At 62.0% G+C, this 23,264-nt stretch carries 22 protein-coding genes; 13 read left to right on the top strand and 9 right to left on the bottom strand.

Features of this window, described 5'->3' with window-relative positions:
- Positions 1-28: 28 nt before the first annotated feature.
- Together CHEJ32_RS0106815 and CHEJ32_RS0106820 are read right to left on the bottom strand one after the other, a co-directional pair.
- Positions 29-1,168 (bottom strand): aminodeoxychorismate synthase component I, encoded by a 1,140-nt coding sequence (locus CHEJ32_RS0106815; RefSeq protein WP_028033188.1) that lies wholly within the window; start codon positions 1,166-1,168, stop codon positions 29-31.
- A gap of 15 nt (positions 1,169-1,183) precedes the next feature.
- A complete protein-coding gene (locus CHEJ32_RS0106820; protein ID WP_028033189.1) occupies positions 1,184-3,034 on the bottom strand; it encodes a M3 family oligoendopeptidase in 1,851 nt (616 codons plus the stop codon).
- A gap of 145 nt (positions 3,035-3,179) precedes the next feature.
- Here CHEJ32_RS0106820 and CHEJ32_RS0106825 point away from each other — a divergent pair, with 145 nt between their 5' ends.
- Both CHEJ32_RS0106825 and CHEJ32_RS0106830 read left to right on the top strand, forming a co-directional pair.
- Positions 3,180-4,661 (top strand): sigma-54 dependent transcriptional regulator, encoded by a 1,482-nt coding sequence (locus CHEJ32_RS0106825; protein WP_028033190.1) that lies wholly within the window; start codon positions 3,180-3,182, stop codon positions 4,659-4,661.
- A gap of 298 nt (positions 4,662-4,959) precedes the next feature.
- Positions 4,960-6,741, top strand: coding sequence for a DUF882 domain-containing protein (locus tag CHEJ32_RS0106830; RefSeq protein WP_034657988.1), 1,782 nt, complete (start codon positions 4,960-4,962; stop codon positions 6,739-6,741).
- A 52-nt stretch (positions 6,742-6,793) separates the two neighbouring features.
- Here CHEJ32_RS0106830 and CHEJ32_RS0106835 read toward each other — a convergent pair whose 3' ends face one another.
- Positions 6,794-7,435: a 2-dehydro-3-deoxy-phosphogluconate aldolase gene (locus CHEJ32_RS0106835; protein WP_028033192.1), complete on the bottom strand. Its 642-nt coding sequence runs from the start codon at positions 7,433-7,435 to the stop codon at positions 6,794-6,796.
- A gap of 162 nt (positions 7,436-7,597) precedes the next feature.
- Between CHEJ32_RS0106835 and CHEJ32_RS0106840 the strand changes: the two genes are divergently transcribed.
- Complete coding sequence (locus CHEJ32_RS0106840; RefSeq protein WP_028033193.1) at positions 7,598-8,488, top strand: DMT family transporter; 891 nt, start codon at positions 7,598-7,600, stop codon at positions 8,486-8,488.
- Positions 8,489-8,496: 8 nt separating this feature from the next.
- Here CHEJ32_RS0106840 and CHEJ32_RS0106845 read toward each other — a convergent pair whose 3' ends face one another.
- Positions 8,497-9,390: an N-acetylmuramidase domain-containing protein gene (locus CHEJ32_RS0106845; protein ID WP_028033194.1), complete on the bottom strand. Its 894-nt coding sequence runs from the start codon at positions 9,388-9,390 to the stop codon at positions 8,497-8,499.
- A 259-nt stretch (positions 9,391-9,649) separates the two neighbouring features.
- On the opposite strand from CHEJ32_RS0106845, the gene CHEJ32_RS0106850 reads away from it, so the two are divergent.
- From CHEJ32_RS0106850 to modC, 4 genes are all read left to right on the top strand, one after another.
- Positions 9,650-10,348 carry a tellurite resistance TerB family protein gene (locus CHEJ32_RS0106850; protein ID WP_028033195.1) on the top strand — a complete coding sequence of 233 codons (699 nt, stop codon included), beginning with the start codon at positions 9,650-9,652 and terminating at the stop codon, positions 10,346-10,348.
- A gap of 194 nt (positions 10,349-10,542) precedes the next feature.
- Positions 10,543-11,289, top strand: a complete 747-nt coding sequence (modA, locus tag CHEJ32_RS0106855) for a molybdate ABC transporter substrate-binding protein (RefSeq protein WP_028033196.1) — start codon at positions 10,543-10,545, stop codon at positions 11,287-11,289.
- Positions 11,290-11,463: 174 nt separating this feature from the next.
- Positions 11,464-12,156 (top strand): molybdate ABC transporter permease subunit, encoded by a 693-nt coding sequence (gene modB, locus CHEJ32_RS0106860; protein WP_034657990.1) that lies wholly within the window; start codon positions 11,464-11,466, stop codon positions 12,154-12,156.
- Positions 12,143-13,225: a molybdenum ABC transporter ATP-binding protein gene (modC, locus tag CHEJ32_RS0106865; protein ID WP_028033198.1), complete on the top strand. Its 1,083-nt coding sequence runs from the start codon at positions 12,143-12,145 to the stop codon at positions 13,223-13,225. Before modB ends, modC begins: the two co-directional genes overlap by 14 nt.
- 159 nt (positions 13,226-13,384) lie before the next feature.
- Here the strand turns inward: modC and CHEJ32_RS0106870 are convergent, their stop codons facing one another.
- The gene (locus CHEJ32_RS0106870; protein WP_028033199.1) at positions 13,385-14,563 is read right to left on the bottom strand and encodes a pyridoxal phosphate-dependent aminotransferase; all 1,179 of its coding nucleotides are present in this window, start codon (positions 14,561-14,563) and stop codon (positions 13,385-13,387) included.
- 81 nt (positions 14,564-14,644) lie between these two features.
- Between CHEJ32_RS0106870 and CHEJ32_RS0106875 the strand changes: the two genes are divergently transcribed.
- Positions 14,645-15,337 (top strand): GNAT family N-acetyltransferase, encoded by a 693-nt coding sequence (locus CHEJ32_RS0106875; RefSeq protein WP_028033200.1) that lies wholly within the window; start codon positions 14,645-14,647, stop codon positions 15,335-15,337.
- 54 nt (positions 15,338-15,391) lie between these two features.
- Positions 15,392-15,595: a hypothetical protein gene (locus tag CHEJ32_RS0106880; protein ID WP_028033201.1), complete on the top strand. Its 204-nt coding sequence runs from the start codon at positions 15,392-15,394 to the stop codon at positions 15,593-15,595.
- Between the two features lie 34 nt (positions 15,596-15,629).
- Here CHEJ32_RS0106880 and CHEJ32_RS0106885 read toward each other — a convergent pair whose 3' ends face one another.
- A complete protein-coding gene (locus CHEJ32_RS0106885; RefSeq protein ID WP_051469532.1) occupies positions 15,630-16,208 on the bottom strand; it encodes a GNAT family N-acetyltransferase in 579 nt (192 codons plus the stop codon).
- A 99-nt stretch (positions 16,209-16,307) separates the two neighbouring features.
- A complete protein-coding gene (odc2, locus tag CHEJ32_RS0106890; protein WP_028033203.1) occupies positions 16,308-17,441 on the bottom strand; it encodes an ornithine/lysine decarboxylase in 1,134 nt (377 codons plus the stop codon).
- 535 nt (positions 17,442-17,976) lie between these two features.
- Here odc2 and CHEJ32_RS0106895 point away from each other — a divergent pair.
- The 4 genes from CHEJ32_RS0106895 to CHEJ32_RS0106910 all read left to right on the top strand — a co-directional run bounded on the left by CHEJ32_RS0106895 (position 17,977) and on the right by CHEJ32_RS0106910 (position 21,852).
- Entirely contained in the window at positions 17,977-19,158 is a 1,182-nt protein-coding gene (locus CHEJ32_RS0106895) for an amidase (protein ID WP_028033204.1), read from the top strand.
- Positions 19,159-19,160: 2 nt separating this feature from the next.
- Positions 19,161-20,069, top strand: a complete 909-nt coding sequence (locus tag CHEJ32_RS0106900) for a LysR family transcriptional regulator (RefSeq protein ID WP_028033205.1) — start codon at positions 19,161-19,163, stop codon at positions 20,067-20,069.
- A 65-nt stretch (positions 20,070-20,134) separates the two neighbouring features.
- On the top strand, positions 20,135-20,791 hold the full coding sequence (locus CHEJ32_RS0106905) for a DUF1007 family protein (protein WP_028033206.1): 657 nt from the start codon (positions 20,135-20,137) through the stop codon (positions 20,789-20,791).
- A gap of 2 nt (positions 20,792-20,793) precedes the next feature.
- A complete protein-coding gene (locus tag CHEJ32_RS0106910; protein ID WP_028033207.1) occupies positions 20,794-21,852 on the top strand; it encodes a nickel/cobalt transporter in 1,059 nt (352 codons plus the stop codon).
- A 4-nt stretch (positions 21,853-21,856) separates the two neighbouring features.
- On the opposite strand, the gene CHEJ32_RS0106915 is transcribed toward CHEJ32_RS0106910, so the two are convergent.
- Both CHEJ32_RS0106915 and CHEJ32_RS0106920 read right to left on the bottom strand, forming a co-directional pair.
- Positions 21,857-22,138 (bottom strand): SCP2 sterol-binding domain-containing protein, encoded by a 282-nt coding sequence (locus CHEJ32_RS0106915; protein WP_028033208.1) that lies wholly within the window; start codon positions 22,136-22,138, stop codon positions 21,857-21,859.
- Between the two features lie 122 nt (positions 22,139-22,260).
- Positions 22,261-23,262, bottom strand: a complete 1,002-nt coding sequence (locus CHEJ32_RS0106920) for an ABC transporter ATP-binding protein (RefSeq protein WP_028033209.1) — start codon at positions 23,260-23,262, stop codon at positions 22,261-22,263.
- Positions 23,263-23,264: the final 2 nt, after the last annotated feature.

The raw sequence follows: 23,264 nt of genomic DNA on the forward strand, positions 1-23,264 counted from the left end.
GCAATAAGGGAGCAGGAAGAATTCGGCCTTACTGCCCTAAACCTGCAAACCGGGCCTTCAGCAGGCATTCGTCATATTCGTCGTGGGCGTTGGAGTCGAAAACCACCCCGCCGCCGACATTGAACACGGCCTCGCCGCCGGGATAAAGCGATATCGTCCGGATCGCCACATTGAAGCGCATCCGCCCATCCGGCGCCACCCAGCCGACCGCGCCGCAATAGACGTCTCGAGAACCCGCCTCCAATTCGTGTAGGATTTTCATGGCGCTGATCTTTGGTGCGCCGGTAACCGAGCCGCAGGGAAAGAGAGCGGCAAGGATGTCTGACAGTGTCAGGCCTTCCACCAGTTTTGCCCGCACGCGGCTGATCATCTGGTGAACGGTCGGGTAGCTCTCGACATGGAAAAGCTCCGGCACGTCGAGCGTTCCTACCTCCGATATGCGCGAGATGTCGTTGCGCAGGAGGTCCACGATCATGCGGTTTTCTGCCTGGTTTTTTGGATCGTTGCACAGCAGCTCCTTGAGAGCTTCGTCTTCGCGCGGCGTCTTTCCCCGGGGCATCGTGCCTTTCATGGGCAGGGTATCGATCCAGCCATCGGCCGAAACCTCGAAAAAGAGCTCGGGTGAACGCGAAAGCACAACGGGGCCGCCCAGATCGATGAAGGCGGCATAGCGAACCGGCTGGCGCGCCGTCAGCGATTGGAAAAGGGCGAGCGGATCGCCTTGCCAACGCGCATATACCGGAAAGGTGAGGTTGCCCTGGTAGCAATCGCCCAGGCGAAGATGGCGATGGAGCTTCTCGAAGCGTGGCCGGTAGTCATCGAAGGTCCAAAGGGGTTTGGGGTCGAACAGGCGCGGCGTGTCGCCGGGCGAGGGGGTACCCTGCCAAGCCCCTGATGGGACCTTGAACGCGCCGAGGCATAAAAGGGGCGCGCGGCGATTTTCCGGCAGGTGGGGGAGAAGGGAGGGATCCAGGAGATAGCCGGCTTCATACGAAATATAGCCCGCGAGCCATTTGCCTGCGCGGCGGAGCGTTTCCGCCCGCTCCAACATCGGGAAGAGCTCCGCAGGCTCACGAGCCAGCAGAATCTCGTCCGGCTCCGAGAAGCACATGACCTCGTCGGTGAGGTCGTTGCGGAAGAATGCAACGGGGCGCGGCGGCTGATGCATCTCCTCCGAAACCAATCAGCCTTCCTCCAGTGCTTCCAATTCGTCGATCAGACCTTCAATGACCGAGAGACCCTTGGTCCAGAAGGACGGGTCGGAGGCATCCAGGCCGAAGGGAGCCAGAAGCTCCGAATGGTGCTTCGTACCGCCCGCTTTCAGCATCTCGAAGTACTTCTTCTGAAAACCTTGCTCCGCCTGCTGATAGACCGCAAAAAGGGAGTTCACGAGGCAGTCGCCGAAAGCATAGGCGTAGACGTAGAACGGCGAATGGATGAAATGCGGGATATAGGCCCAGAAGGTTTCGTAACCTTCGCGTAACGCGATTGCCGGCCCCAGGCTTTCAGACTGCACCTCGAGCCAGATCTCGCCAAGCCGCTCTGCCGTAAGCTCGCCTTGGCGACGCTCCGTATGGACCCTGCGTTCGAACTCGTAAAAGGCGATCTGGCGCACGACCGTGTTGATCATGTCCTCCGCCTTCTGGGCGAGCATGGCCTTGCGCTCGCGCTTGTCCGTCGTTCGGTCAAGCAGCGAGCGGAAGGTGAGCATCTCGCCGAACACGGAGGCCGTTTCGGCCAAGGTGAGAGGGGTCGCCGCCATAAGGGAGCCCTGGCCGGCGGCGAGCACCTGATGAACGCCGTGGCCGAGTTCATGGGCAAGGGTCATGACATCGCGCGGCTTGCCCATGTAGTTGAGCATCACATAGGGATGGACGGAAGGAACCGTCGGATGCGCGAAAGCGCCCGGCGATTTTCCTGGGCGCACCGGCGCGTCGATCCAGTTGCGTTCGAAGAAGCGTCCGGCGATTTCGGCCATTTCCGGAGCAAAACCACCGTAGGCGGAAAGAACCGTCTCCTTCGCCTCCTGCCATCCGATGACCGATTGCGGCGTTTCGGGAAGGGGAGCATTACGGTCCCAATGGTTGAGCTTGTCCATGCCCAGCCACTTCGCCTTCATCGCGTAATAGCGATGCGAGATACGTGGGAACGCCTCGTGAACGGATGTGGCTAGGGCCTCCACCACTTCGCGCTCGACACGGTTGGATAGATGGCGGGAATCCGCGACGTCGACGAAATTGCGCCAACGGTCGGAAATCTCCTTGTCTTTGGCGAGCGTGTTCGTGATGAGCGTGAACAGGCGCATATTGGCCTTGAGCGTTTCGGCAAGCGCCTCCGCCGCCTTGCGGCGCTTCTCGCCGTCAGGATCCTGCATCAGATTGAGCGTCGGCTCGAGCGTCAGTTCCTCGCCGTCCACATTGAAGCGGAGGCTGGTCATCGTCTCGTCGAAGAGGCGGTTCCAGGCACCGCGCGCGGTGACGGATGTCTCATGGAAAAGCTGCTCGATCCGGTCTTCGAGCTGGTGCGGCTTGTCCTTGCGAAGATCGAGCACCCAAGGGCGATAGTGGCCGAAGGATGGATCTGCATTTAGCGCCGACTCGATCGCCGCATCATCGATCTTGTTGAGTTCCAGCGTGAAAAAGAGGAGGTGCGTGCTGGCATCGGTCAGCTTTTCCTGCACATCGCCGTAAAATTTCGCGCGCTTCGGATCTGAGGTATCGCCCGTGTAAAGGAGGCCCGCATAGGATCCGAGACGGCCGAAAAGCTCGTCGAGCGCCTCATATTCACGCACCGCCTCGCCGAGGCGGCCGGCAGCGCCTTTGGCGGCCTCGTCCGCCAGGCGTCCCTTCCATTTGGTCTCGAAGGCGACGGCCTCTCGCGCAGCTCGCGCAAGATCTTCGGAAAGCTCGGGGCTGTTCATTCCAGGATAGAGATCGGCCAGGTTCCACTCGGGCAGATCGCCGAGATCGACCTTCCTCGCTCCGGCTTCGGCCGTCTGGGCAACGCTTGCAGGCCCCTTCAGAGATCGAGCCATAGAATCACCTCCTCGTCGGTTTCCGGCAGGCCGGGTCAAGAATTCGTTCACCGGGTTTCTTGAGCGCCTGTTTAGAAGCCAATGTCATATAGTTCTAGCCTGACGTCAGTCACGCATAAGAGAATTTGGTCCGGCTGTTGCATTGATGCCCGATACCGTCCTGATCGTTGATGACGACCCGGTGCAGCGCCGCCTCCTTGAGGCGGCCGTTCGAAGACTGGGTTATGCGCCTCATCTGGCCGAAGGCGGTGAGATGGGGTTGCAGGCAATCAAGGAAATACGTCCCGAGGCGCTGCGGGCGATCATCCTCGATCTCATGATGCCCGGCATGAATGGAATCGAGGTGATGGAAGCGATGCGCCGCCGCGGCATCGGCGTGCCGGTCATCGTGCAAACCGCAAAGGGCAGCGTGGAGACGGCGGTCGCGGCGATGCGCGCCGGCGCTTTCGATTTCGTGGTGAAGCCGGTCGCTCCGGAGCGGCTGGCGGTAGCTCTCAAGAACGCGCTCAAGGTTGAAGCGCTGCAAGGCCAGCAGCGCCGGGGGCACGAGAAAGCCCCCGAGAAGTTCTCCTTTCACGACATCGTCACGCGCAGCCCCGTCATGGAGAAGGTGATCCGTCTCGCCCAGAGAGCGGCGGCGTCGGACATCCCCATCCTGATCGAAGGCGAATCCGGAGTCGGCAAGGAACTCATCGCCCGCGCCATACGCAATGAGAGCGCGAGGCGAGGAAAGCCTTTCGTGACCGTCAATTGCGGCGCCATTCCGGACAACCTCGTGGAAAGCATTCTGTTCGGCCATGAAAAGGGTGCGTTCACCGGCGCGACGGAGAAGCATGCCGGCAAGTTTGTCGAAGCGAACACCGGAACGCTGTTTCTCGACGAGATCGGAGAACTGCCTCTCGACGTCCAGGTGAAGCTGTTACGTGCCGTGCAGGAGGGGGAGGTCGACCCAGTCGGCGGCCGCGGAACGATGAAGGTGGATATCCGCCTGATTTCCGCCACCAACCGTGACCTGTTGCAGCGGGTTCAGGAGGGGGCGTTCCGGGAAGATCTCTATTACCGGCTCGGCGTGTTCCCGATAACGGTGCCTCCCTTGCGCGAGCGCCGGGACGATATCCCCCTGCTCGTGCAGCATTTCATTGCCCGTTTCGGCGCGATCGAAGGCAGCCGGAATATCTCGGGAATTTCGGCGGAGGCGCTCGACCTCCTCAAGGCATATGATTGGCCGGGCAATATACGCCAGCTCGAGAATGCCATTTTCCGAGCGGTCATCCTTTGCGATGGCGAGGTGCTCACCACGGCGGAATTCCCGCAGATTCGCGCACAGGTCGATGGAATAGACGAAGGCCTATTGAGCGAGGAAGCGGAGCCGGAAGAAACGCCACCTGCCCGGCAGGAAAGCGAGACGCGGCGAAAGGTGCAGCCGCTCCATCCTGCTCTTCTGCCGATCATCGGCGATGATGGGCATGTCCGCCGGCTGGACGAGATGGAACAGGCGGCGATCCGGTACGCGATTGACCACTATGGCGGCAGGATGAGCGAAGTCGCCCGCCGGCTCGGGATTGGCCGGTCGACCCTCTACCGCAAGCTGAAGGAAATGGGCATCGAGCCTCCGGAGAAGGAATAGATCCTCCGCAGCTGGGGAATCCGCTTCAAATCGTCGGAAAGTTTACATTAACCTAGTCTTTTAAAATGCGCGGGAGACACCTTCCTGCCATTCTCCGCGCGCAATTCTGCTTCAATAAGATGTGATTAACCATTATGGTGAACACTCCGGGTGCTTCGGAGAGCCCGGAGCTTGTGGGGACAGTTCCAGCCGACAGGCCATAGTTTTGAAAAACCACGACGTTCAAGACCCTGGATGCCGCAGCGTCAAACTTGGGCCTAAAAGGCTTTTAGCCGGCCTTCTGCTTGCGGCGGGTTTCATGCTCGCGACAGGGCAAGCTCATGCGGAAACGCGGACGCTGAAGCTCTATTTCATCCACACCAAAGAACGCGCCGAGATCACTTACAAGCGCAACGGTCGCTACATCAAAAGCGGGTTGGATCAGATCAACCGTTTCCTCCGCGATTGGCGCCGCAATGAGCCGACCAATATGGATCCGCGCCTGCTCGATCTCGTGTGGGAGGTTTACCGGGCATCGGGCTCGCGCGATTACATCCATGTGGTTTCGGCCTACCGGTCGCCGAAGACAAATGCGATGCTTCGCAGCCGCTCCAGCGGCGTGGCCGAAAAGAGCCAGCATATGCTCGGCAAGGCCATGGACTTCTATATCCCCGACGTGAAGCTTTCCACGCTGAGGGCGCTCGCCCTCCAGAAGGAGGTGGGCGGCGTTGGCTATTATCCCCGGTCAGGATCTCCTTTCGTGCATCTGGATGTCGGAAGTGTGCGCCATTGGCCGCGCATGAGCCGGAAGGAGCTTGCTTCTCTCTTCCCCGACGGGAAGACGATCCACATCCCCTCCGACGGCAAGCCGCTGCCGGGCTACAAGCAGGCGCTCGCTTCCTACGAGGCGCGCAAGCGTAGCGGCGGCTCCATTCAGGTGGCGGAAGAATCAGGTAATCGCGGTCGCGGCATATTGGCAGCCCTTTTCGGCGGCGGCGCCGACGAGGAGGAGGATAACGCCGACATCCAGATGGCTGCGGCTCCGCGCCAGCAGCGCGCGGCCACTCCGCCTGCACCGCAAAGGCAGGTCGCGCAGCCTCCGCAGCCGCAGCAGGTACAGCCCGCACCGGTCGCGCCGGAGACCCCCGGCACGCTGATTGCAGCTCTGCCGGCGCGAGAGGTGCCGGTGCCACGCGCCGCTCCGCGCCCGGATGCGAATGTCGGCACCAACCTTCTCGTCGCCTCCGCTCCCGAAAGCCAGGGCCAGGCTCCACTGGCGGCGCTCGCCGCTCCGATTGCCCAGCAGGAGACGCCGCCGGCATCCGCAATGCTGGCCGCCATCAACAATGTGCCGCTGCCCTCGCGCAGGCCGGATCACACGCCGCTGGAGGCTGAAACCCAGGTCGCCGATGCGGCGACGGCTCTGCCCGCCTCCGCTTATGTGATGCCGACGCGCCGTCCGGAGCCGCCGGCGACGGCGGATGCGATTGCCGCCTTGATCGCGAAAGAGAAGCAGGTGCTCAATCCGGAACAGCCGGTTGTTGCTGCAGCCTATCTTCCGGTGCCGGGCGAACGGGCCAAGGTTGGAAGTAGTGAGGCCGTCGCTGCGGCCGCTGGGGCAGAAGGCCAACAGGCTTCAGCCGCTGCTGCTCGCAACGTGCTCGCCAAAGCCGAGACACTGGATGCCGCCAGCCTTTCCGCATCGCCTGCGCCTTCCGCTCTCGATGCTCTGAAAGAAAGCAGGGGGAAACCGGTGCAGGCCTCGCCCCGCGTGGCAATGCTGGAGCAGAAGGGCGCGAGCGCGAGGGATTTCGGTGTGAGGACCACGCCCAAAGCGCCGCGGGTCGATCCAAGTCAGATAAACGAAGCGCCCGAGCCGCACGTCATGCCCGTCAAGGCGGTCTCGGCCGACCTGGCCCTGAGCAAAGAATCCGTGCTCGACAAGACGGCGGTGGCCCGTGTCCCGGCCTTCAGCAAGGAGATGGCGGAAGCGCCGACGGCGGTTTACACCGACGGTTTCAAGCAGGGCGCGCCGGTGCCGGATGCCCGCCGCTTCACCGGCAAGGCGGTGACCTTCCTGTCGCTGGCCAAATTCGAATGAGCGCCGGAGCCGTTCCCAATGGGGACGGCTCCAGTTCGCTGCAAAGCGAGTGCTACGCCTGACGTAGGCCTGTCGCCTGACGCGAGAGTTCCTCTATGGCGGCCCAATTGCCGGCCTTCAGTTCCGCATCCGGCGCGATCCATGATCCGCCTACGCAAACGATGTTGGGCAGGGAGAGATAATCGCCGGCGTTTTGGGGCGAGATCCCGCCTGTAGGACAGAAGCGCATGTCGGCCAAGGGCGAGGCGAGGGATTTAAGGAATGCCGCGCCGCCCGCCTGCTCAGCCGGAAAGAATTTCAGAACGCGGTAGCCTTCTTCCCTCAGCGCCATGATTTCGCTCGGCGTCACTGCGCCCGGCAGGAAGGGGACATGGGAATCTTCGGCTGCGTCGAGCAAATCCTCCGTCGTGCCCGGGGAAACGATAAAACTCGCGCCCGCTTCTTCCGCCTTTGTAAAATCCTTCTTGGTGAGGATGGTGCCTGCTCCGACGATCGCCTCCGGCACCTCGTCCACGACCAGGCGGATCGCGTCGATCGCGTCTGGTGTGCGCAGGGTGATCTCGATCGCCGGCAGGCCCCCTTTGGCAAGAGCCCGAGCAAGCGGCACTGCATCCGAGAGCCGGTCGATCTTCAGCACCGGAATGACCGGCTGTGCCGTGAGAATTTCCAAAAGCTTTTCGGTCTTCTTCTTCATCGCCGGCTCCTGTGAACGCTGCTGTTCTCTTAGCTCATTTCAAGTGGATACTTCAAACCTGGGCGCTCGCCTGTAGATAGAGCGCCTTTGCCGCCGGCCACGGCTGAGGCTATATGCAGGCGCTTTGTGCTGCGGCTGGCCGCTGCTCATCTGGATGATCGTATGAAATCTCTCTGGCACTCCGCCCTTGCCCTGCTGATCGTGAACGGCGCCCTTCTCGGGCTTACGCCGCCGCTCGGCAAGCTCGCGACGGAGGCGGGGGTGCCGGCGGCGATATGGTCCTTCGTCATCTCCTTCGGGGCGGGGGCTGTCCTTCTCTGCGCGGCCTTCCTGTCGGAGCGACGGTTCAAGCTGACCGCGCGAAGATTGCGCTATTTCGCCGTCGTCGGCGCGGTGTCCTTCGCCTTCCCCAATGTTCTCCTGTTCCTCGCCGTGCCGCATCTGGGGGCTGGCTACACCGGAATCATGTTCACGCTGACCCCGGTAATGACGCTGATCCTCTCGCTCCTCCTGGGCGTGCGCAGGCCGAATCGGCTGGGAATGCTTGGCATCGCCATCGGCTTCGTCGGCGCGCTGACGGTCGCCACCACGCGCGGCGAGGTGGGGCGGCCCGCGGAAATCCTCTGGGTGCTCGTCGGTCTTTCCATGCCGGTCTGTCTTGCCATCGGAAATGTCTATCGCACTCTCGACTGGCCGGAGGGCGCGGGGCCGATCGAGCTTGCGGCGGGCAGTCATCTGGCGGCCGCCGCCATGTTGCTGGTCGCCGCCCTTCTTCAAGGACAGGCGGGATCTTTTGCCTTGCTTGCGGACGTGCCTCTCCTTGCCCTGGGCCAAGCCGTTGCTGCTTCAGTGATGTACACGTTCTTCTTCCGTCTGCAGGCGGTCGGCGGACCCGTCTATCTCAGCCAGATCGGCTATGTGGCGGCGGCCGTTGGGCTTGCCATCGGCGTGATCTTCCTCGGCGAGCGCTATTCAGCGCTCACCTGGATTGGCGCAGCGATCCTAGCGGTAGGAGTCCTGACGACCACGAAGGCGCAGAGCAGGCCCGGCTGATTGGCGGGTCAGCCGCTGAACGCCTTGGCGAAACGGCGGGCCAAGCCGACAACCCGTGCCCACAAGGATGGAGATGAGCCGAAAGGTAAAGCGTGTTCGAGCGCGGAAATCGTCGCAGGGCCGGCAATGCCATCCGCGTCGAGCCCATGATGACGCTGGAAGGCGAGCACAACTTTCAGGGTCTCTGGCCCAAAAACGCCATCGATCTCGATCGGATAGCCAGCGGCGGCAAGCAGGCTCTGCAGATGTGCGACGGCACTCCCTCGACTGCCTCTGCGCAACAGAGGCTCCGTGTCGCCGGAAATGGCAGGACCGGGGGTGCGCGCATGACGCCGGTAGGCCAAAGACAGCCGTAGATGGTAACTGTTGCGGGTATAGGCCGGCCCGTTATAGCCGCGGGCAAAAGCTGCCCAATCGTGCCGGCGCAACGGATCCAACAAACCAGCCTTCTCGATATAGCGCAGCATCAGCCGAGCCTGCCCCTCAACACCGCCGCGTGCTTCTTCCACCAATGCTTCCACGCTGGCATAGCCGAGCCAGGCCCAATGGGCGCCCATGACCTGACCGATACCCCAGGACGTGGCCTCATAGGCGGCTTTGCGATCAATGGCGGCGGCCCGCTCCAGCATGCGCCAGCGTGCCGCTTGGGAGGGCGGGTTCTTCACTGCGCCGGCCGTTGGAGAAGCAAGCCCTTCGCGGCGGGCAATCTCCTGCTTCTCGGCCGGCAGGCGGCGGTCGAAATAATGACCCTCGAACCGGATCAAAGGCTCCTGACGTCCGTTGATCATGGTACCGGCGCGGCCTTCCGATTCGACCTCGATCACCGCCATGAGCGCGGCCGGGTCCAAGGCGACCTCTTTTGCGAGCCTGGCGACGAGATCGAGCGTTTGGGCAGTAGACATAAAGCTGGCCTCCGATTTGTTGTCCGCATTGTTGCCGTGCCGAAACAAGAGGGGATAAATCCCTCTCTCTTTTTTGGCCTTCTCCGCCGGCCGCCCCGCTAAGCTGTGGCGGGAACAGGAGAATCACGGTCGCTCTTCAGCCAGCGGTCGTCCCCCGCAGATCAATTTATCCTCTTCCGCGAATTCTCTTTAGCTGCAGCACTTCTCATTGAACGTAGCGCTGCCTAACTGTTTAGGGACATTCATATGGAGAGCGCCGATGATCGATCCGAAGAAGCTGCTGGAAGGTTTCCTGGGTTCCCGCTCCTCGGGAACAGGTTCGACGCTTGGAGGCCATGCGGAGCGCGTGACCCAATTCGCCAAGGACAACCCGATCGCCACCGGAGCGATCGTCGCCGCGCTCCTTGGAACGGGTACCGGACGCAAGCTTGCAAAGAATGCCCTGAAGCTGGGCGGGATGGGTGCCATCGCAGGCCTGGCCTATAAGGCCTATCAGGACTACCAGGCCGGCAACAAACCAGGCGAGGGGGTGAAGGGGGGCAATCTCCTGCCGCCGCCGCAGGATACCGGCTTTCATCCCGCACTTGCGCCGCAGGGAGAGGACCAGTTCGCCTTGGCGCTGGTGCGCGCCATGATCGCAGCCGCACGTGCGGATGGGCATATTGATGAGGCGGAGCGGCGCAAGATCTCGGAGCGTCTCAAGGCGAGCGGGATCGACGGGGAAGTCGAAACATTCCTGATCGAGGAACTGGAGCGGCCGGTGGATGTCGATGCGCTCATCGCTGCTGCCCAGACGGAGGAGCAGAAGGTCGAGCTCTACACCGCATCCCGCCTTGCCATAGAGCCTCAGACCCGGGCCGAGCGCGGCTATCTCGACATGCTTGCCGGCCGCCTGAACCTGCCCGACCCGCTCATCGATCATATCGAGGCTACTGTGGCCGAGACCGTCTCGGTCTGATCGGGTTCTTGCCAACAACGGCCGGTCAGGCATAAGGTGCAGGCCTCATCGCCATCGGCGGTGCGGGTGGCAGTGATCGGCCGCCTCTGTGTCAAGGAGTTGGCGGCATCCGGGGCGCGGATGCCGATATCCCCTCCACCATCACGTCCTGTCTCGAAACCCGCGCATTCGCGCGGCCGTCTTTGGAGGATGTGTTGCTTAAGATCTTCTTCGCATTTGCTCTCGCGCTTACGGCGTTTCTGCCTCGAAATGCCGTCGCACAAGAGAACATCACCGTCTTTGCCGCCGCCAGCCTGAAGGAGGCAATGGATCGCGCCAGTGCCGCTTTCAAGGAAAAAAGCGGGGCCGATATTGCCGTTTCGCTCGCATCGAGTTCGGTGCTTGCGCGGCAGATCGAGGCCGGCGCGCCGGCCGATATCTTCATCTCCGCCGACCAGGAATGGATGGACTGGGTGGCTGCCCGCGATTTGATCCGCAATGAAAGCCGCCGGCTTGTCGCCGGTAATGAGCTTGTCATCGTCGCCGCAAAGCCGGTCGCCGACGGCACAGGGCCGGACCAAATCCTTTCGCAAGGGCGCTTTGCCATGGGAGACCCGACCCATGTGCCTGCCGGCCTATATGCGAAAGCGGCGCTGACGTCCCTCGGGTTGTGGGATGAGGTAGAGGATAATGCGGTTTTCGGCGAGAATGTGCGCGTGGCGCTGGAACTCGCCCGACGCGGCGAGGTGAATGCCGCAATCGTCTACGGTTCGGACCAACTTGCGGCAAGGGAGCTTTTGCGCATCTACACCTTCCCCGCCGAAAGCCATCCGCCTGTGGTCTATCCGGCTGCAGCCACAACCAACGCAAAACCCGAGGCTGAGGCCTTCCTCGATTTCCTTTCGGGGGACGAGGGGCAGAAGATCTTCCGGGATCTCGGTTTCGCACAGCCGCCGCTTTAGCCGTTTCGCTTTATCATCCGAGATGCAGAGTTCTTCGACAATGGCTGGCAGGACCAGACGGGGCGCAAAAAAGGGTAGCGCGGAAGCAGCCGCGCTGTACCTTGCTGGCTCCCTATTCCGGCGTTGGACGTCAAATCCTCCTCATCTTGCGGCAGGTGCAAGGAAGGTGGTGTGATGAGCGAGGCGGAAGTCGAAATACTCCTGCTTTCGGCCAAGGTGGCGCTGGCTGCCATGGCCTTCTCCATCGTTCCTGCCTTCGTCGTCGCCTGGCTGCTCGCGCGAGGGCGGTTTTCCGGCAAATCCCTTCTGCAGGCTGTGGTGACGCTGCCCCTCGTGCTGCCTCCGGTCGTCACCGGCTATGGACTGCTTGTCCTTTTCGGTTCGCGCGGGCCGCTGGGCCGCCTGCTGGAGGAGATGTTCGGCGTCAGTTTCGCTTTCCGCTGGTCGGGCGCGGCGCTTGCTGCGGGGGTGATGGCCTTTCCGCTGCTTGTGCGGCCCATCCGGCTTTCGCTTGAATCCGTCGACCGGGGGCTCGAAGAAGCGGCCTCGACGCTTGGCGCCTGGTCGCCCGTCGTCTTCCTCACGGTCACCTTGCCGCTCGCCCTGCCGGGGTTGCTTGCCGGCCTCGTGCTCGGCTTTGCCAAGGCACTTGGCGAATTCGGCGCCACCATCACCTTCGTGTCGAACATCCCTGGACAGACACAGACGCTGTCGCTTGCGATTTATGCGCTGATGCAGAGCCCGGAAGGCGATGCTGCGGCGCTGAGGCTGATCGGGCTTTCCATCATCCTTGCCATTGGGGCCGTGATCCTTTCGGAATGGATCGCCAAGCGTTTGCAAAAGAGGGGCGGGAATGGAAGAGCTTGAGGTGGATATCACGGGAAAGGCCGGCACCTTCCGGATCTCCGTCCGGTTCACCGCCGAACCGGGTGTAACGGCCCTCTTCGGGCGCTCCGGCGCCGGAAAGAGCACGGTCCTCAAAATGATCGCCGGCACTGCCAGGCCCAAAGAGGGGCGGATCACCGCGGGCGGGCGCGTGTTCTACGATGGCGCAGCAGGTATCGACCTGCCGCCGCGGGCGCGCGGGATCGGCTTCGTGTTTCAGGAGGGTAGGCTGTTCCCGCATCTCTCCGTACGCCGAAATCTGACCTATGCGCGTTGGGCCGGGCGACGCGCAGGACGACGAAGTCTCGACGAGGTGGTGGCGCTCCTCGGCCTCGAAGCTCATCTCGAACGGCATCCGGGAACGCTTTCGGGGGGCGAGCGCCAGCGTGTAGCGATCGGCCGAGCCTTGCTGGCGGACCCACAGATCCTCCTCATGGATGAGCCGCTCTCTTCACTCGATCGGGAAAGGCGGGCGGAAATTCTTCCCTATCTTGAGGCGGTCGCGAACGAAACGCACATCCCGGTGCTCTATGTCAGTCATGATACAGACGAGGTTGCTCGGCTCGCCGATCGGGTGGTGGCGATCGAGGAAGGGCGGGTGCGAGCGATCGGCACGGCGGCGGAAATTCTTGGGCATTCCTCGGAGACGGGCCAGGAGGTCGTCTCCATCCTGGAGGGAAAGGTCATCGACGTCGATGCCGATTACGGGACAGCAACGGTCCGGGTGGGTGACGAGAAGATCGAGCTTTCCGCGGGCAATCTGATGCAAGGAAGCAAGGTGCGGTTGCGGGTGAGGGCGGCGGACATTGCCATTGCCACGGTCCAGCATGAGGGTCTTTCGATCCGCAACCAGCTCTGGTGCGAGGTCAAGTCGGTGGAGCGGCGCGGCAATTCCGCCGATGTGATGCTCGCCTTCAGCAGCGAGAACCTCTTCGCGCGAATCACCGCCAAATCCGCCGACCTGCTGCGGCTCAGGGCTGGGACGCAAGTGGTCGCCCTCATCAAGGCCGTGTCGGTGGAAAGGGCGAGAATACTACCTGTGATTGCTTAGGGAGGAAACGGCTTCGCCTGCTTCCCTCGAAAGTTGTTCCTGTTAACCTTTCATTAATAAAATCGCGGCATTCTGCCTCATGTCGAATCGGCTTTCCTCCTCCCAAGCAGGTTCGCATCGGGGCGGCCCAAGTGCCGCCCCAACCGTTTCTGGAGGTGTTCAGCGAGGATTCTTCGCCAGGAAATCTCCGACGCGATCGATGGCGCGCAGGATGTTCTCTTCCGAATTGGCGTAGGAGAGGCGGATATAGCCTTCGCCGAGGACGCCGAAATCCGGGCCGCCAATCAGCGCGACGCCAGCTTCTTCCAGAAGAGCGGAGGCAAGCTCCTTCGCCTTCCAGCCTGTCTTCCGGATGTTCGGGAAGGCGTAGAAGGCGCCCTTGGGCGTAAGGCAGGAGATACCAGGCAGCCCGTTCAACCCTTCAACGACCAGTCTCCGCCTCGAGTCGAAGGCGCGCATCATCTTCTCGACATCGTCCTGCGGGCCATCGATGGCGGCGATGCCGGCGTATTGGGCGGGCGCGTTGACGCAGGACCAGCAGTTGACCGCGAGCTTGCGCACGAGGCCATAAAGGCGATCGGGCCAGATGGACCAGCCGAGGCGCCACCCGGTCATGGCCCAGGTCTTCGACCAGCCGTTGAGCACGATCAGACGGTCACGGATCTCGGGGAAGGTGAGGAGCGAGGTAGCCTTCTCGCCATCATAGGTCATGACGTCGTAGATCTCGTCGGAGAGGATCGCGACCTGCGGGTGCGCCTCCAGCCCCTTCACCAGTTTCGCGATCTCCTCGCTCGGCGCGACGCCGCCGGTCGGATTCGCAGGCGAGTTCAGGATCAGGAGGCGTGTCTTCGGCGTGATAAGGGACAGGGTTTCCTCTGCCGAAAAGGCAAACCCGTTCTCTTCGCGGATTGGCACCGGCACGGGCTTCGCGCCGGTGAACTCGATCATGGAGCGATAGATGGGGAAACCCGGATCGGGATAGAGGATCTCGGCGCCCGGCTCGCCGAACATCAAAATCGCGGCGAACATGGTCGGCTTGCCCCCCGGGAGAATCATGATGTTGTCCGGAGAAACCTCCACGCCCGTGGTAGCCAGCGTCCGACGCGCTACGGCCTCGCGGGCCGGCAATATACCTGTTGCCGGCGTATAGCCGTGTTGGCCGTCGCGCAGCGCCTTCACCGCAGCTTCCGCGATATGCTCGGGCGTGTGGAAATCAGGTTGGCCGATGCCGAGATTGATGATGTCACGGCCTTGATGGGCAAGGTCTGTCGCCCGCGCCAATACGGCGAAGGCGTTTTCCTCGCCTATTCGATCGAAGGCGGCTACGGTCTGGAGCATTGGGCGTTTCCGTCTGGTCCTGTTGTTTTACGGGCGCTTTTGTGAGGCTTTATGCCGGAAACGTCAATCAAGAGGCCGATCTTGAAGGATTTGCAGAATTGGACCGCCCGGCCGATGCCAGTCCGGGCGGCATTGGAGGGAAATTATGTGCGGCTGGAGCCGCTCGATCCGGCCGCGCATGGCGAAGGACTTTTCGCGGTGTCAAGCGTTCCGGATGCGGCGGAGCGCTTTCGCTGGCTGGGCGACTACGCTCCCCAGAGCCGCGAGGCTTTCGAGGCATGGCTTGGGAAGGCTTCGGAGAGCATCGATCCCCTCTTTTTTGTCGTGATCGATGCGGCGTCAGGCAAGATCGGCGGCCGACAGGCACTCATGCGCATGGATAGGGCCAACGGCGTGGCCGAGATCGGCAACATCTATTGGGGCCCCGCGGTGGCGAGAACGCGGCTGGCGACAGAAGCCCTCTTTCTTTTCGCCCGGCATATCTTCGATGATCTCGGCTACCGCCGCTTCGAGTGGAAGTGCAACGACAGCAACGAACCCTCGAAACGTGCCGCGCTCCGCTTCGGGTTCCAGTTCGAAGGCATTTTCCGTCAGCATATGGTGGTCAAGGGCGAGAACCGCGACACGGCATGGTTCGCGATGCTCGATCACGAATGGCCGGCGATACGCCGCAGCATGGAACTCTGGCTTGCGCCGGAAAATTTCGATAGCAACGGACAGCAGATGGAGCGGCTCGAGATTTTCAGGGAAAGAGCGCGTGGCGAGCAATCTTAGGCAGAGCAGGGTGATCGGGCGAAACGGCGAGAGCCCGTCCATGGGCAGGCGTATATGAAAGAGAACAGCGGGCCGATCATTGCGGCCGCCGTGATCCTGATCGGGTTCGGCATTATCGGCTTTCTGATGCCGCGGATCATGGTCTGGGTGGGGGACTACTCGACGGTCGCCGCCGGCCTGGTAGCAGCGCTGTTCGTGGCGGCGTTCTTTCTCGTTTTCTGGTTCAGAGCGCGCAGCCAGAGGCGAAAGGAAAAATAACGCCGCCGGGTGTTTCCACCCGGCTGACCGATGCTTAAGCGGCGATCGACACTTTTCGCCCCGCGGGCTGGATCACTCCCTTCGCTCCGTCGAGCGCCCCTTCCACGAGTTCCAGGGCGAGGAAGCGATCTTTCTCGTAGGGTCCCGGCATCGCGAGCCGATCGGTTTTGGCCGCCGAGAAGCCGAAACGCGCGTAATAGGGAGCATCGCCAACGAGCAGGATCGCCCGGTGACCCATCTTGGCGGCCTCCGAGACCGCATGCTGCATAAGGGCCGATCCGATGCCTGCGCCCTTCAGGTCAGGGGCGACGGCAAGCGGTCCGAGCAGCAGCGCGGGTGCACCGCCATGGCCCAAGCGTATGTCCCAAAGACGGACGGTCCCGGCGAGTGCCCCGTCGGCTGTACGGGCGATGAAGGCCAGGCCCTCCGCCGGCACCCGCCCGCGCCGCAGTTTCTCGGAGGACTTTCGCCTCCTCTTCGGGCCCATTGCATGGTCGAGAAGCGCCTCGCGGGCCGGAATGTCCGCAGCCGTTTCCTGTGTGATCGAGAAGACAGGATCGAACGCCTTTCCGAACCCGGAGAAGACGCTATCCTGGGATTGGGCGGCCTTCATGGCGTGCTGGGACATGTCCCCGTTCCTTCGAAAAGGGTGTTCTACGAAAGATGGACGCGGGCGAAACGCCCGCGCAGGCTGGATCCGAGAGCGGCGCTCTCAGATCACATAGGCTCGAAGAGGCTCGAAGCCGTTGAAGGCGACCGACGCGTAGGTCGTCGTGTAGGCCCCCGTGCCCTCGATCAGGATCTCGTCGCCGATCGTAAGCGAGACCGGCAGAGGATAGGGGGTCTTCTCATAGAGCACGTCCGCCGAATCGCAGGTCGGGCCGGCGAGCACGCAAGGCGCGGTCTCGCTGCCATCGTGTCGGGTCACCAGCGGGTAGCGGATCGCCTCGTCCATCGTTTCGGCGAGGCCGCCGAACTTGCCGATGTCGAGATAGACCCAACGCACATTGTCGTTGTCGGCCTTCTTCGAGATGAGCACGACTTCCGACTTGATGACTCCTGCATTGCCGACCATGCCGCGGCCAGGCTCGATGATCGTCTCGGGAATGCGGTTGCCGAAATGCTTCCGCAATGCCGAGAAGATGGCTTGGCCATAGGCCTGGGCTTCCGGCACGTCACGCAGGTAACGCGTCGGAAAACCGCCGCCCATATTGACCATCCTGAGCACGATCCCTTCGTCGGCCAAGGCCTTGAAGACCATCCGTGCATCGCCCAGCGCGCGGTCCCAGGCGGCAAGATCCGTCTGCTGGGAACCCACGTGGAACGAAACCCCGTAGGCATCCAGGCCGATTTGCTTGGCGCGGCGCAGAACGTCCACAGCCATGGCCGGGACGCAGCCGAATTTGCGCGAGAGTGGCCATTCGGCTCCGGCGCCGTCCGTCAGAACGCGGCAGAAGACCTTGCTGCCGGGCGCCGCGCGCGAGACCTTCTCGACTTCTTCGATGCTGTCCACAGCGAAGAGGCGGATGCCGAGCGCGTATGCGCGCGCAATATCGCGCTCCTTCTTGATCGTGTTGCCATAGGAGATGCGGTCGGCCGAGGCGCCGGCATCGAGCGCCATTTCGATTTCGGCGACGGAAGCCGTGTCGAAGGATGAGCCCAACGAGGCAAGCAGCCGAAGGATCTCTGGCGCGGGATTGGCCTTCACCGCGTAGTAGATCTTGGAATCGGGCAGGGCCCGCTCGAAGGCGAGATAGTTTTCGCGCACGACGTCGAGATCGACCACGAGGCAGGGGCCATCGGGTCGTCGGGTGGCGAGAAAATCGAGGATGCGCTGGGTGGCCATCATTTCCCTCCGTCGGCGGCTGAAGCCGCCAGAAAGCTCAAGGTCTGCAAGCCTTGCGGCCCGCGGTGGACAAAGGATGCGCCTTTGCGTTACCGCGACCGGAGGGTGGAGATCACCGGCCGTTGACGCATCTGCGCATTGCGATGAGCTTCCGCCGCAAGGCGAAGGCTCGCTTTGTCTGCCTCAGCTTTGGATGGGAAAACCCTCCGCACTGCCGGCAATGAAGGTGTGCCTCTTCAGTAACCCCGGTTTTTGGACAACCGGCAGACACCAGAAAGGCCCGCACCGTCGTTGCTTCAAGATGTCCTCGATCCTCGGTTGGCCGTAAGATCGACTGGAGCGGTTAGGTCCAGGTACCGTACCGGTTTCCTCGCCATTTCGAGGCCCGGCGGACACCCACAGGCACGTGCGACTTTGGGCAAGGCGCGATATAGGTAAGTTCGCTGTCACAATCAATGCAAAATTGGACTGCGCTTGAAAAATCCCCGGCACGCGCCGATTGTCTGCCGGCCTGCCATAAAAGGAGCTTCCAAAAATGACCGGGACGCGGGACAGCTTGAACGCCTTCGTGGACTATCCGGATGTCGGGGTGCCATCGTCACCCACGGGGCGATTGCGCGCACTCACCTTCGGGGTGAAGGACATCTTTGACGTTGCCGGTTATCCGACAGGCTGTGGAAATCCGCAGAAGGAGGACGCACGGGCAGCCGCAACCGCTCCTACGATCCAGGCTCTCCTCGACGCCGGCGCCGTGTTCGCGGGCAAGACCCAGACGGACGAACTTGCGTTTTCCATGATGGGGATGAACGCGCATTTCGCTTCGCCGATAAATTCCAGAGCGCTGGAGCGCGTGACCGGCGGTTCCTCTTCCGGGTCGGCGGCTGCCGTGGCGGGGGGGATCGTCGATTTCGCCATCGGCTCGGACACGAACGGGTCGGTGCGGATCCCGGCATCCTTCTGCGGCCTCATCGGTCTGCGGACCACCCACGGCCGAATCACCATGCAAGGCGCCATGCCGCTTGCTCCCTCCTTCGATACGCTTGGCTGGTTTGCACGCGATGCCGGCATTTATGAAGCTGTCGGCGAGGTCCTTCTGGGCGAGGATTCCCATCGCGATACTCTGCGCACGCCCGTTCGGATCTCCGAATTCGAGGCGCGGTTCTTCGGCGGGGCCGAGGAGGATGCCTATGGCGAGATGCTTGGCCGGGTGCTGGATCATTTCGGCAGATCCGCCGGCTTCATGGCACTTCCGGGGGAAATCGAGGAACTCTACGAGGTCTTCCGGCAGATACAGGCCTACGAAGCCTGGGCTTCCCACGCAGATTTTCTTTCCGGGCGTGACCGGGAACTCGGGCCAGGCGTCAAGGAGCGCTTCGCCTATGGCCGCTCGATCAGCGAATCAGCCGTTGAGCAGGCGAGGCGGAAACGGCGGGATTTCCAGGCCGATTTCGCAGCGCTGATGCGTCCGGACATGGTTGTGGTGATGCCGACGCAGCCCTCGGCCGCGCCGCTGAAAATCTCCACGTTGGAGGAACAGGAAAGCTACAGGCACAAGGGTCTGGCCTTGACCTCGATGGCAGGTCTCCTCGGTTGGCCACAAATCTCGATACCTTTGGGTGAGGTTCATGGCGCGCCTTTCGGCATCTCCCTTCTCGGGCCGGCCGGCAGCGACCGCCAGCTCATCCGGCTCGCCACAGAAATTCTCGCTGGCGTGTAAATATGGATACGCTCACGCGCATGCGCGCTTTCATCCAAGTCGCGGAAGCGGAAGGATTTTCAGCCGCTGCGCGGAGGTCCGGCCGGTCGAAGGCGCTGCTTTCCAAATATGTGCGGGAACTCGAAGACGAATTGGGCGCGCTGCTGCTCAATCGCACGACGCGGAAGTTTTCGCTCACCGAGGCGGGCCAGCTCTATTACCAGCGTGCGCTGGAACTCGTGCGTGAGATCGACACGCTTTCGGAAACGGTTCGGGAATCGGCGAGCGGGGTCAGTGGTCGCATAAAATTGTCTGCGCCGCGCACCTTCGCGGACGCGCCGATCGGGCAGTCGCTGATCGATTTCGCCATCGCCCATCCTGAGATCACTCTCGATATTGATCTGAACGACCGTATTGTGGACCTGGTCGAAGAGGGGTTCGACCTTGCCATACGAATCACGAAGCTGAATGATTCTTCGCTCATTGCGCGGCGGCTCGCGCCGTTCCGTATGCCTGTCTGCGCCTCGCCGGCGCTGATCGAAAGATATGGACTGCCGACGCATCCGCGCGATCTGCAGAAGCTGCCCTGCATCATCGATACGAACGGCCGCTTTCGCCATAACTGGCCGTTTCAGGCGGACGGTGTGCCAATTACCGTGCCCGTTTCCGGCCGCATCGAGGCCAACAGCCCCTTGGCAGTTCGTGCGGCAGCAGTGGCGGGCATCGGCTTTGCCTTCGTACCGGATTTCATTGCCCTGCCGGAGCTTAGGGCTGGCAGGCTTGTTACCGTTCTGGATGATTTCATCACCGATGGGGCGGGCATTTTCGCTGTCTATCCGCACCGGCGCTATCTGCCGGCCAAAGTGCGAGCGCTGGTCGATTTTCTCGCGCAATGGCTCAAGGAGAATTGCGGTCCCGAGACGGAGCTTTAATAAGTCCCAATTTCGCCGGGATCATTTGCACAAATCTGGATACAAAGAAGCGAGGGATGTCCAGCATGCGGGGTAGGACGAGGAAAGCGGCGCTGGCCGGGGCCGCCGGACTGTTTATTTGCGCCTCACAAGCATCGGCTCATCCGCATGTTTTCGCGGAGGCGCGGCTGGACGTGGCCATCGGGCCGGATCGCAAGGTGGAAGCCTTGCGCCATGTTTGGCGTTTCGACGATCTCTTTTCCAGCACAGTTCTCGTCGAGTTCGACAAGAACAAGGATCTGCAGCTCGATGAAGAGGAGCTGAAAGACGTGGCGAGCGTGGTTCATGACTCGCTCGCCGATTACAATTACTTTCAGGTCGTCAGCGCCAATGGCCGCGATGTGGCCATGGAGGCTCCGGCCGAGATGATAGCGGATTTCACCGACAACCAGCTGATCCTTCTCTTCGAATCGAAGCCCAAGGACCCGCTGGAACTCAAAGGGAAGGTAGATTTTGGCGTCTACGATCCGACCTTCTACACCGCGATCGACTTCACCGAGGACGAATATCTTGCGGTCGAGAACCTGCCGCAGGACTGCAAGAGCACCGTTGTCCGGCCTGATCCGGATGACGCTATCGCGCAGAACCAGGCGACGCTGACGGAAGCCTTTTTCAACGACCCGACCGGCAACGATCTCAGCAAGATCTTCGCGACCAAGCTCGAGCTCACGTGCAACGGTTAGCCATGACGAAGCACTTGGATATCACCGCAAAAATTTTCTTCATCATAACCGCATTCGCTATCCTCCTTGCGCCCGCTTATGCGCAAAGTTCGCTCGGCATCGGTACGGCAGAACCTTCGATCGCGCCCGTCGGGCCCTTTGCGGGCCTTCTGCAGTGGGTAAATGCCGAGCAGCAGAGTTTCTACCGCTCGCTGACGGGCGCCTTGAAGGCGATGAGAGACGACGGCTCGCAGCTTTGGGTCCTCGTCGGCCTGTCCTTCGCCTATGGCGTCTTCCACGCGGCGGGCCCGGGCCATGGCAAGGCGGTGATCTCTTCCTACATGCTGGCCAACGAAGTGGCGCTGAGACGCGGGGTGGTCCTTTCTTTTGCCTCTGCCATTCTCCAGGCCGTTACCGCGATTGTCCTGATGGCCGCCGTGTTCCTGCTTCTCAGAGGCACGTCAATCTCCATGACGGATGCCACATGGTTTCTGGAGACGGTCAGCTTTGCCCTGATCGCCGCCTTCGGCGCCTGGCTCCTGTGGCGCAAGCTTAGTCCGCTCGTCCAGCGCAGGAGGGGTCGGCCCATGCACAGCCTTTCCGCCGCGCATGCGGGCGAGCATCACCATCATGACCATGACCATGGGCATCACCATTGCCATGGTCACGATCACGGGCATCATCATCACCACGCCGCAGGCGAGGTCTGCTCTTCCTGCGGCCATTCGCACGCGCCCGATCCTTCCCGCCTTGCGGGCGACCGGCTTGACTGGCGCAGCGCCTGGTCGGCGGTGGCGGCTGTGGGCATGCGGCCCTGTTCGGGAGCACTGATCGTGCTCACCTTTTCCTTCCTCAACGCGCTCTGGCTGGGTGGGATTGTTTCCGTCTTCGCGATGGCACTCGGCACCGCGATCACCGTGTCGCTACTGGCGACGCTGGCGGTCTCCGCGAAAAATTGGGCCGTGGCTCTCTCCGGCGGTGGTGCTTGGAGCACCCGCATTCACAACGGGATCGAAATCGCCGGTGCGCTGATGGTGCTTGTCCTCGGCCTGGTGCTGTTGGCGGCAAGCCTCTCGGCCTGAGCGTTCAGATCACCTGGCTCAATTGCATGGCAACCATCATGTCGCCATCGACCTTGAGCTTTCCCTGCATGAAGGCGGACGTCGGGTCGAGCTCGCCGGCAATCATCGCTGCCAGGTCATCCTTGCTGACGCTGATCACACAGTCGGCCGGGCCATCGCTTGTGGAGACGGTGCTGTCCTGGATCAGGACCACCCCGTCCGCCCCGCAGTCGAACTTGACCGAACTGTCAAAGCCAGATCCAGAGAAGCGTTCGCGGATTTTACCGGCGATTTCATCCATCGTCATGAACTGCTCCTTGGCAATGGCTGGCTGTCGTGACGGCGACAATCCTATGCGTCAACTGTTACGGATGAATTACGTTTACGTCAACGTTGCTAGGTGGCAAGCCGGTACACACCCAAATAATTTCAGGCCACCACTTTCCCCTCCGAATCGAAGCGATAGATGCGCTGGCGCTGGGGTGTGGCAAAGAGGATGTCGTCCGGTGCGAACTGATGCTCGCCGAAAAGCCGCGCGGTGATAAGTCCGGCCTTCTCGGTATCGAGATAGAGGATCGTGTCCGCGCCCAGATGCTCCACATGCAGGACGATGCCTTTCCAGTCGCCCGAGGCGGGATCGACGGTTATGTGCTCTGGCCGCACGCCAAGGGTGCTCGCCCCTGACTCCCCTAGCCGTTCCGCTTCGATGAAGTTCATTTTGGGCGATCCGATGAACCCTGCCACAAAGAGATTTGCCGGGCGGTTGTAGAGGTCCATTGGCGTGCCGATCTGCTCGACGCGGCCGGCGTTCAGGATCACGATGCGGTTGGCAAGCGTCATCGCTTCGACCTGGTCGTGCGTGACATAGATCATCGTGGCCTTTAGTTCGCGATGAAGTTTTGCGATTTCCAGGCGCGTGTTCACGCGAAGCGCCGCGTCGAGATTGGAAAGCGGCTCGTCGAAGAGGAAGAGCTTCGGATTGCGCACGATGGCGCGCCCGATGGCAACGCGCTGGCGCTGGCCGCCTGAGAGCTCGGCAGGGCGGCGATCCAGATATTCGTCAAGGCCGAGCATCTTGGATGCGGTGGCCACACGCGCTTTGATCTCTTCTCTTGGGCGGCCGGCCTGCTTCAAGCCAAGGCCCATATTGTCGCGTGCGTTGAGGTGGGGATAAAGGGCGTAGCTCTGGAAAACCATGGCGATGCCGCGTTTGGCAGGCGGCACGTTGTCCACCGGCTGTCCGTCGATCAGCACTTTGCCGGAGGTGGCGTCTTCAAGCCCTGCGATGACGCGGAGCAGGGTTGATTTCCCGCAGCCTGAGGGACCGACGAAGATGACGAATTCGCCATCCCGGACGTCGAGATCGATGCCCTTCAGCACCTCGACGCTGCCGAAAGATTTGCGGATGTTTTCGAGCGTCAGCGAACCCAAAG

The organism is Chelativorans sp. J32, from assembly GCF_000518985.1.
In the GTDB taxonomy this organism is placed as follows: Bacteria; Pseudomonadota; Alphaproteobacteria; order Rhizobiales; family Rhizobiaceae; genus Chelativorans.

Coding starts and splice junctions, on each gene's coding strand:
- CHEJ32_RS0106815 (WP_028033188.1), bottom strand. CDS start 1,168: ATGCATCAGCCGCCGCGCCCCGTTGCATTCTTCCGCAACGACCTCACC.
- CHEJ32_RS0106820 (WP_028033189.1), bottom strand. CDS start 3,034: ATGGCTCGATCTCTGAAGGGGCCTGCAAGCGTTGCCCAGACGGCCGAA.
- CHEJ32_RS0106825 (WP_028033190.1), top strand. CDS start 3,180: ATGCCCGATACCGTCCTGATCGTTGATGACGACCCGGTGCAGCGCCGC.
- CHEJ32_RS0106830 (WP_034657988.1), top strand. CDS start 4,960: ATGCTCGCGACAGGGCAAGCTCATGCGGAAACGCGGACGCTGAAGCTC.
- CHEJ32_RS0106835 (WP_028033192.1), bottom strand. CDS start 7,435: ATGAAGAAGAAGACCGAAAAGCTTTTGGAAATTCTCACGGCACAGCCG.
- CHEJ32_RS0106840 (WP_028033193.1), top strand. CDS start 7,598: ATGAAATCTCTCTGGCACTCCGCCCTTGCCCTGCTGATCGTGAACGGC.
- CHEJ32_RS0106845 (WP_028033194.1), bottom strand. CDS start 9,390: ATGTCTACTGCCCAAACGCTCGATCTCGTCGCCAGGCTCGCAAAAGAG.
- CHEJ32_RS0106850 (WP_028033195.1), top strand. CDS start 9,650: ATGATCGATCCGAAGAAGCTGCTGGAAGGTTTCCTGGGTTCCCGCTCC.
- modB (WP_034657990.1), top strand. CDS start 11,464: ATGAGCGAGGCGGAAGTCGAAATACTCCTGCTTTCGGCCAAGGTGGCG.
- modC (WP_028033198.1), top strand. CDS start 12,143: ATGGAAGAGCTTGAGGTGGATATCACGGGAAAGGCCGGCACCTTCCGG.
- CHEJ32_RS0106870 (WP_028033199.1), bottom strand. CDS start 14,563: ATGCTCCAGACCGTAGCCGCCTTCGATCGAATAGGCGAGGAAAACGCC.
- CHEJ32_RS0106880 (WP_028033201.1), top strand. CDS start 15,392: ATGAAAGAGAACAGCGGGCCGATCATTGCGGCCGCCGTGATCCTGATC.
- CHEJ32_RS0106885 (WP_051469532.1), bottom strand. CDS start 16,208: ATGAAGGCCGCCCAATCCCAGGATAGCGTCTTCTCCGGGTTCGGAAAG.
- odc2 (WP_028033203.1), bottom strand. CDS start 17,441: ATGGCCACCCAGCGCATCCTCGATTTTCTCGCCACCCGACGACCCGAT.
- CHEJ32_RS0106895 (WP_028033204.1), top strand. CDS start 17,977: ATGACCGGGACGCGGGACAGCTTGAACGCCTTCGTGGACTATCCGGAT.
- CHEJ32_RS0106900 (WP_028033205.1), top strand. CDS start 19,161: ATGGATACGCTCACGCGCATGCGCGCTTTCATCCAAGTCGCGGAAGCG.
- CHEJ32_RS0106905 (WP_028033206.1), top strand. CDS start 20,135: ATGCGGGGTAGGACGAGGAAAGCGGCGCTGGCCGGGGCCGCCGGACTG.
- CHEJ32_RS0106910 (WP_028033207.1), top strand. CDS start 20,794: ATGACGAAGCACTTGGATATCACCGCAAAAATTTTCTTCATCATAACC.
- CHEJ32_RS0106915 (WP_028033208.1), bottom strand. CDS start 22,138: ATGACGATGGATGAAATCGCCGGTAAAATCCGCGAACGCTTCTCTGGA.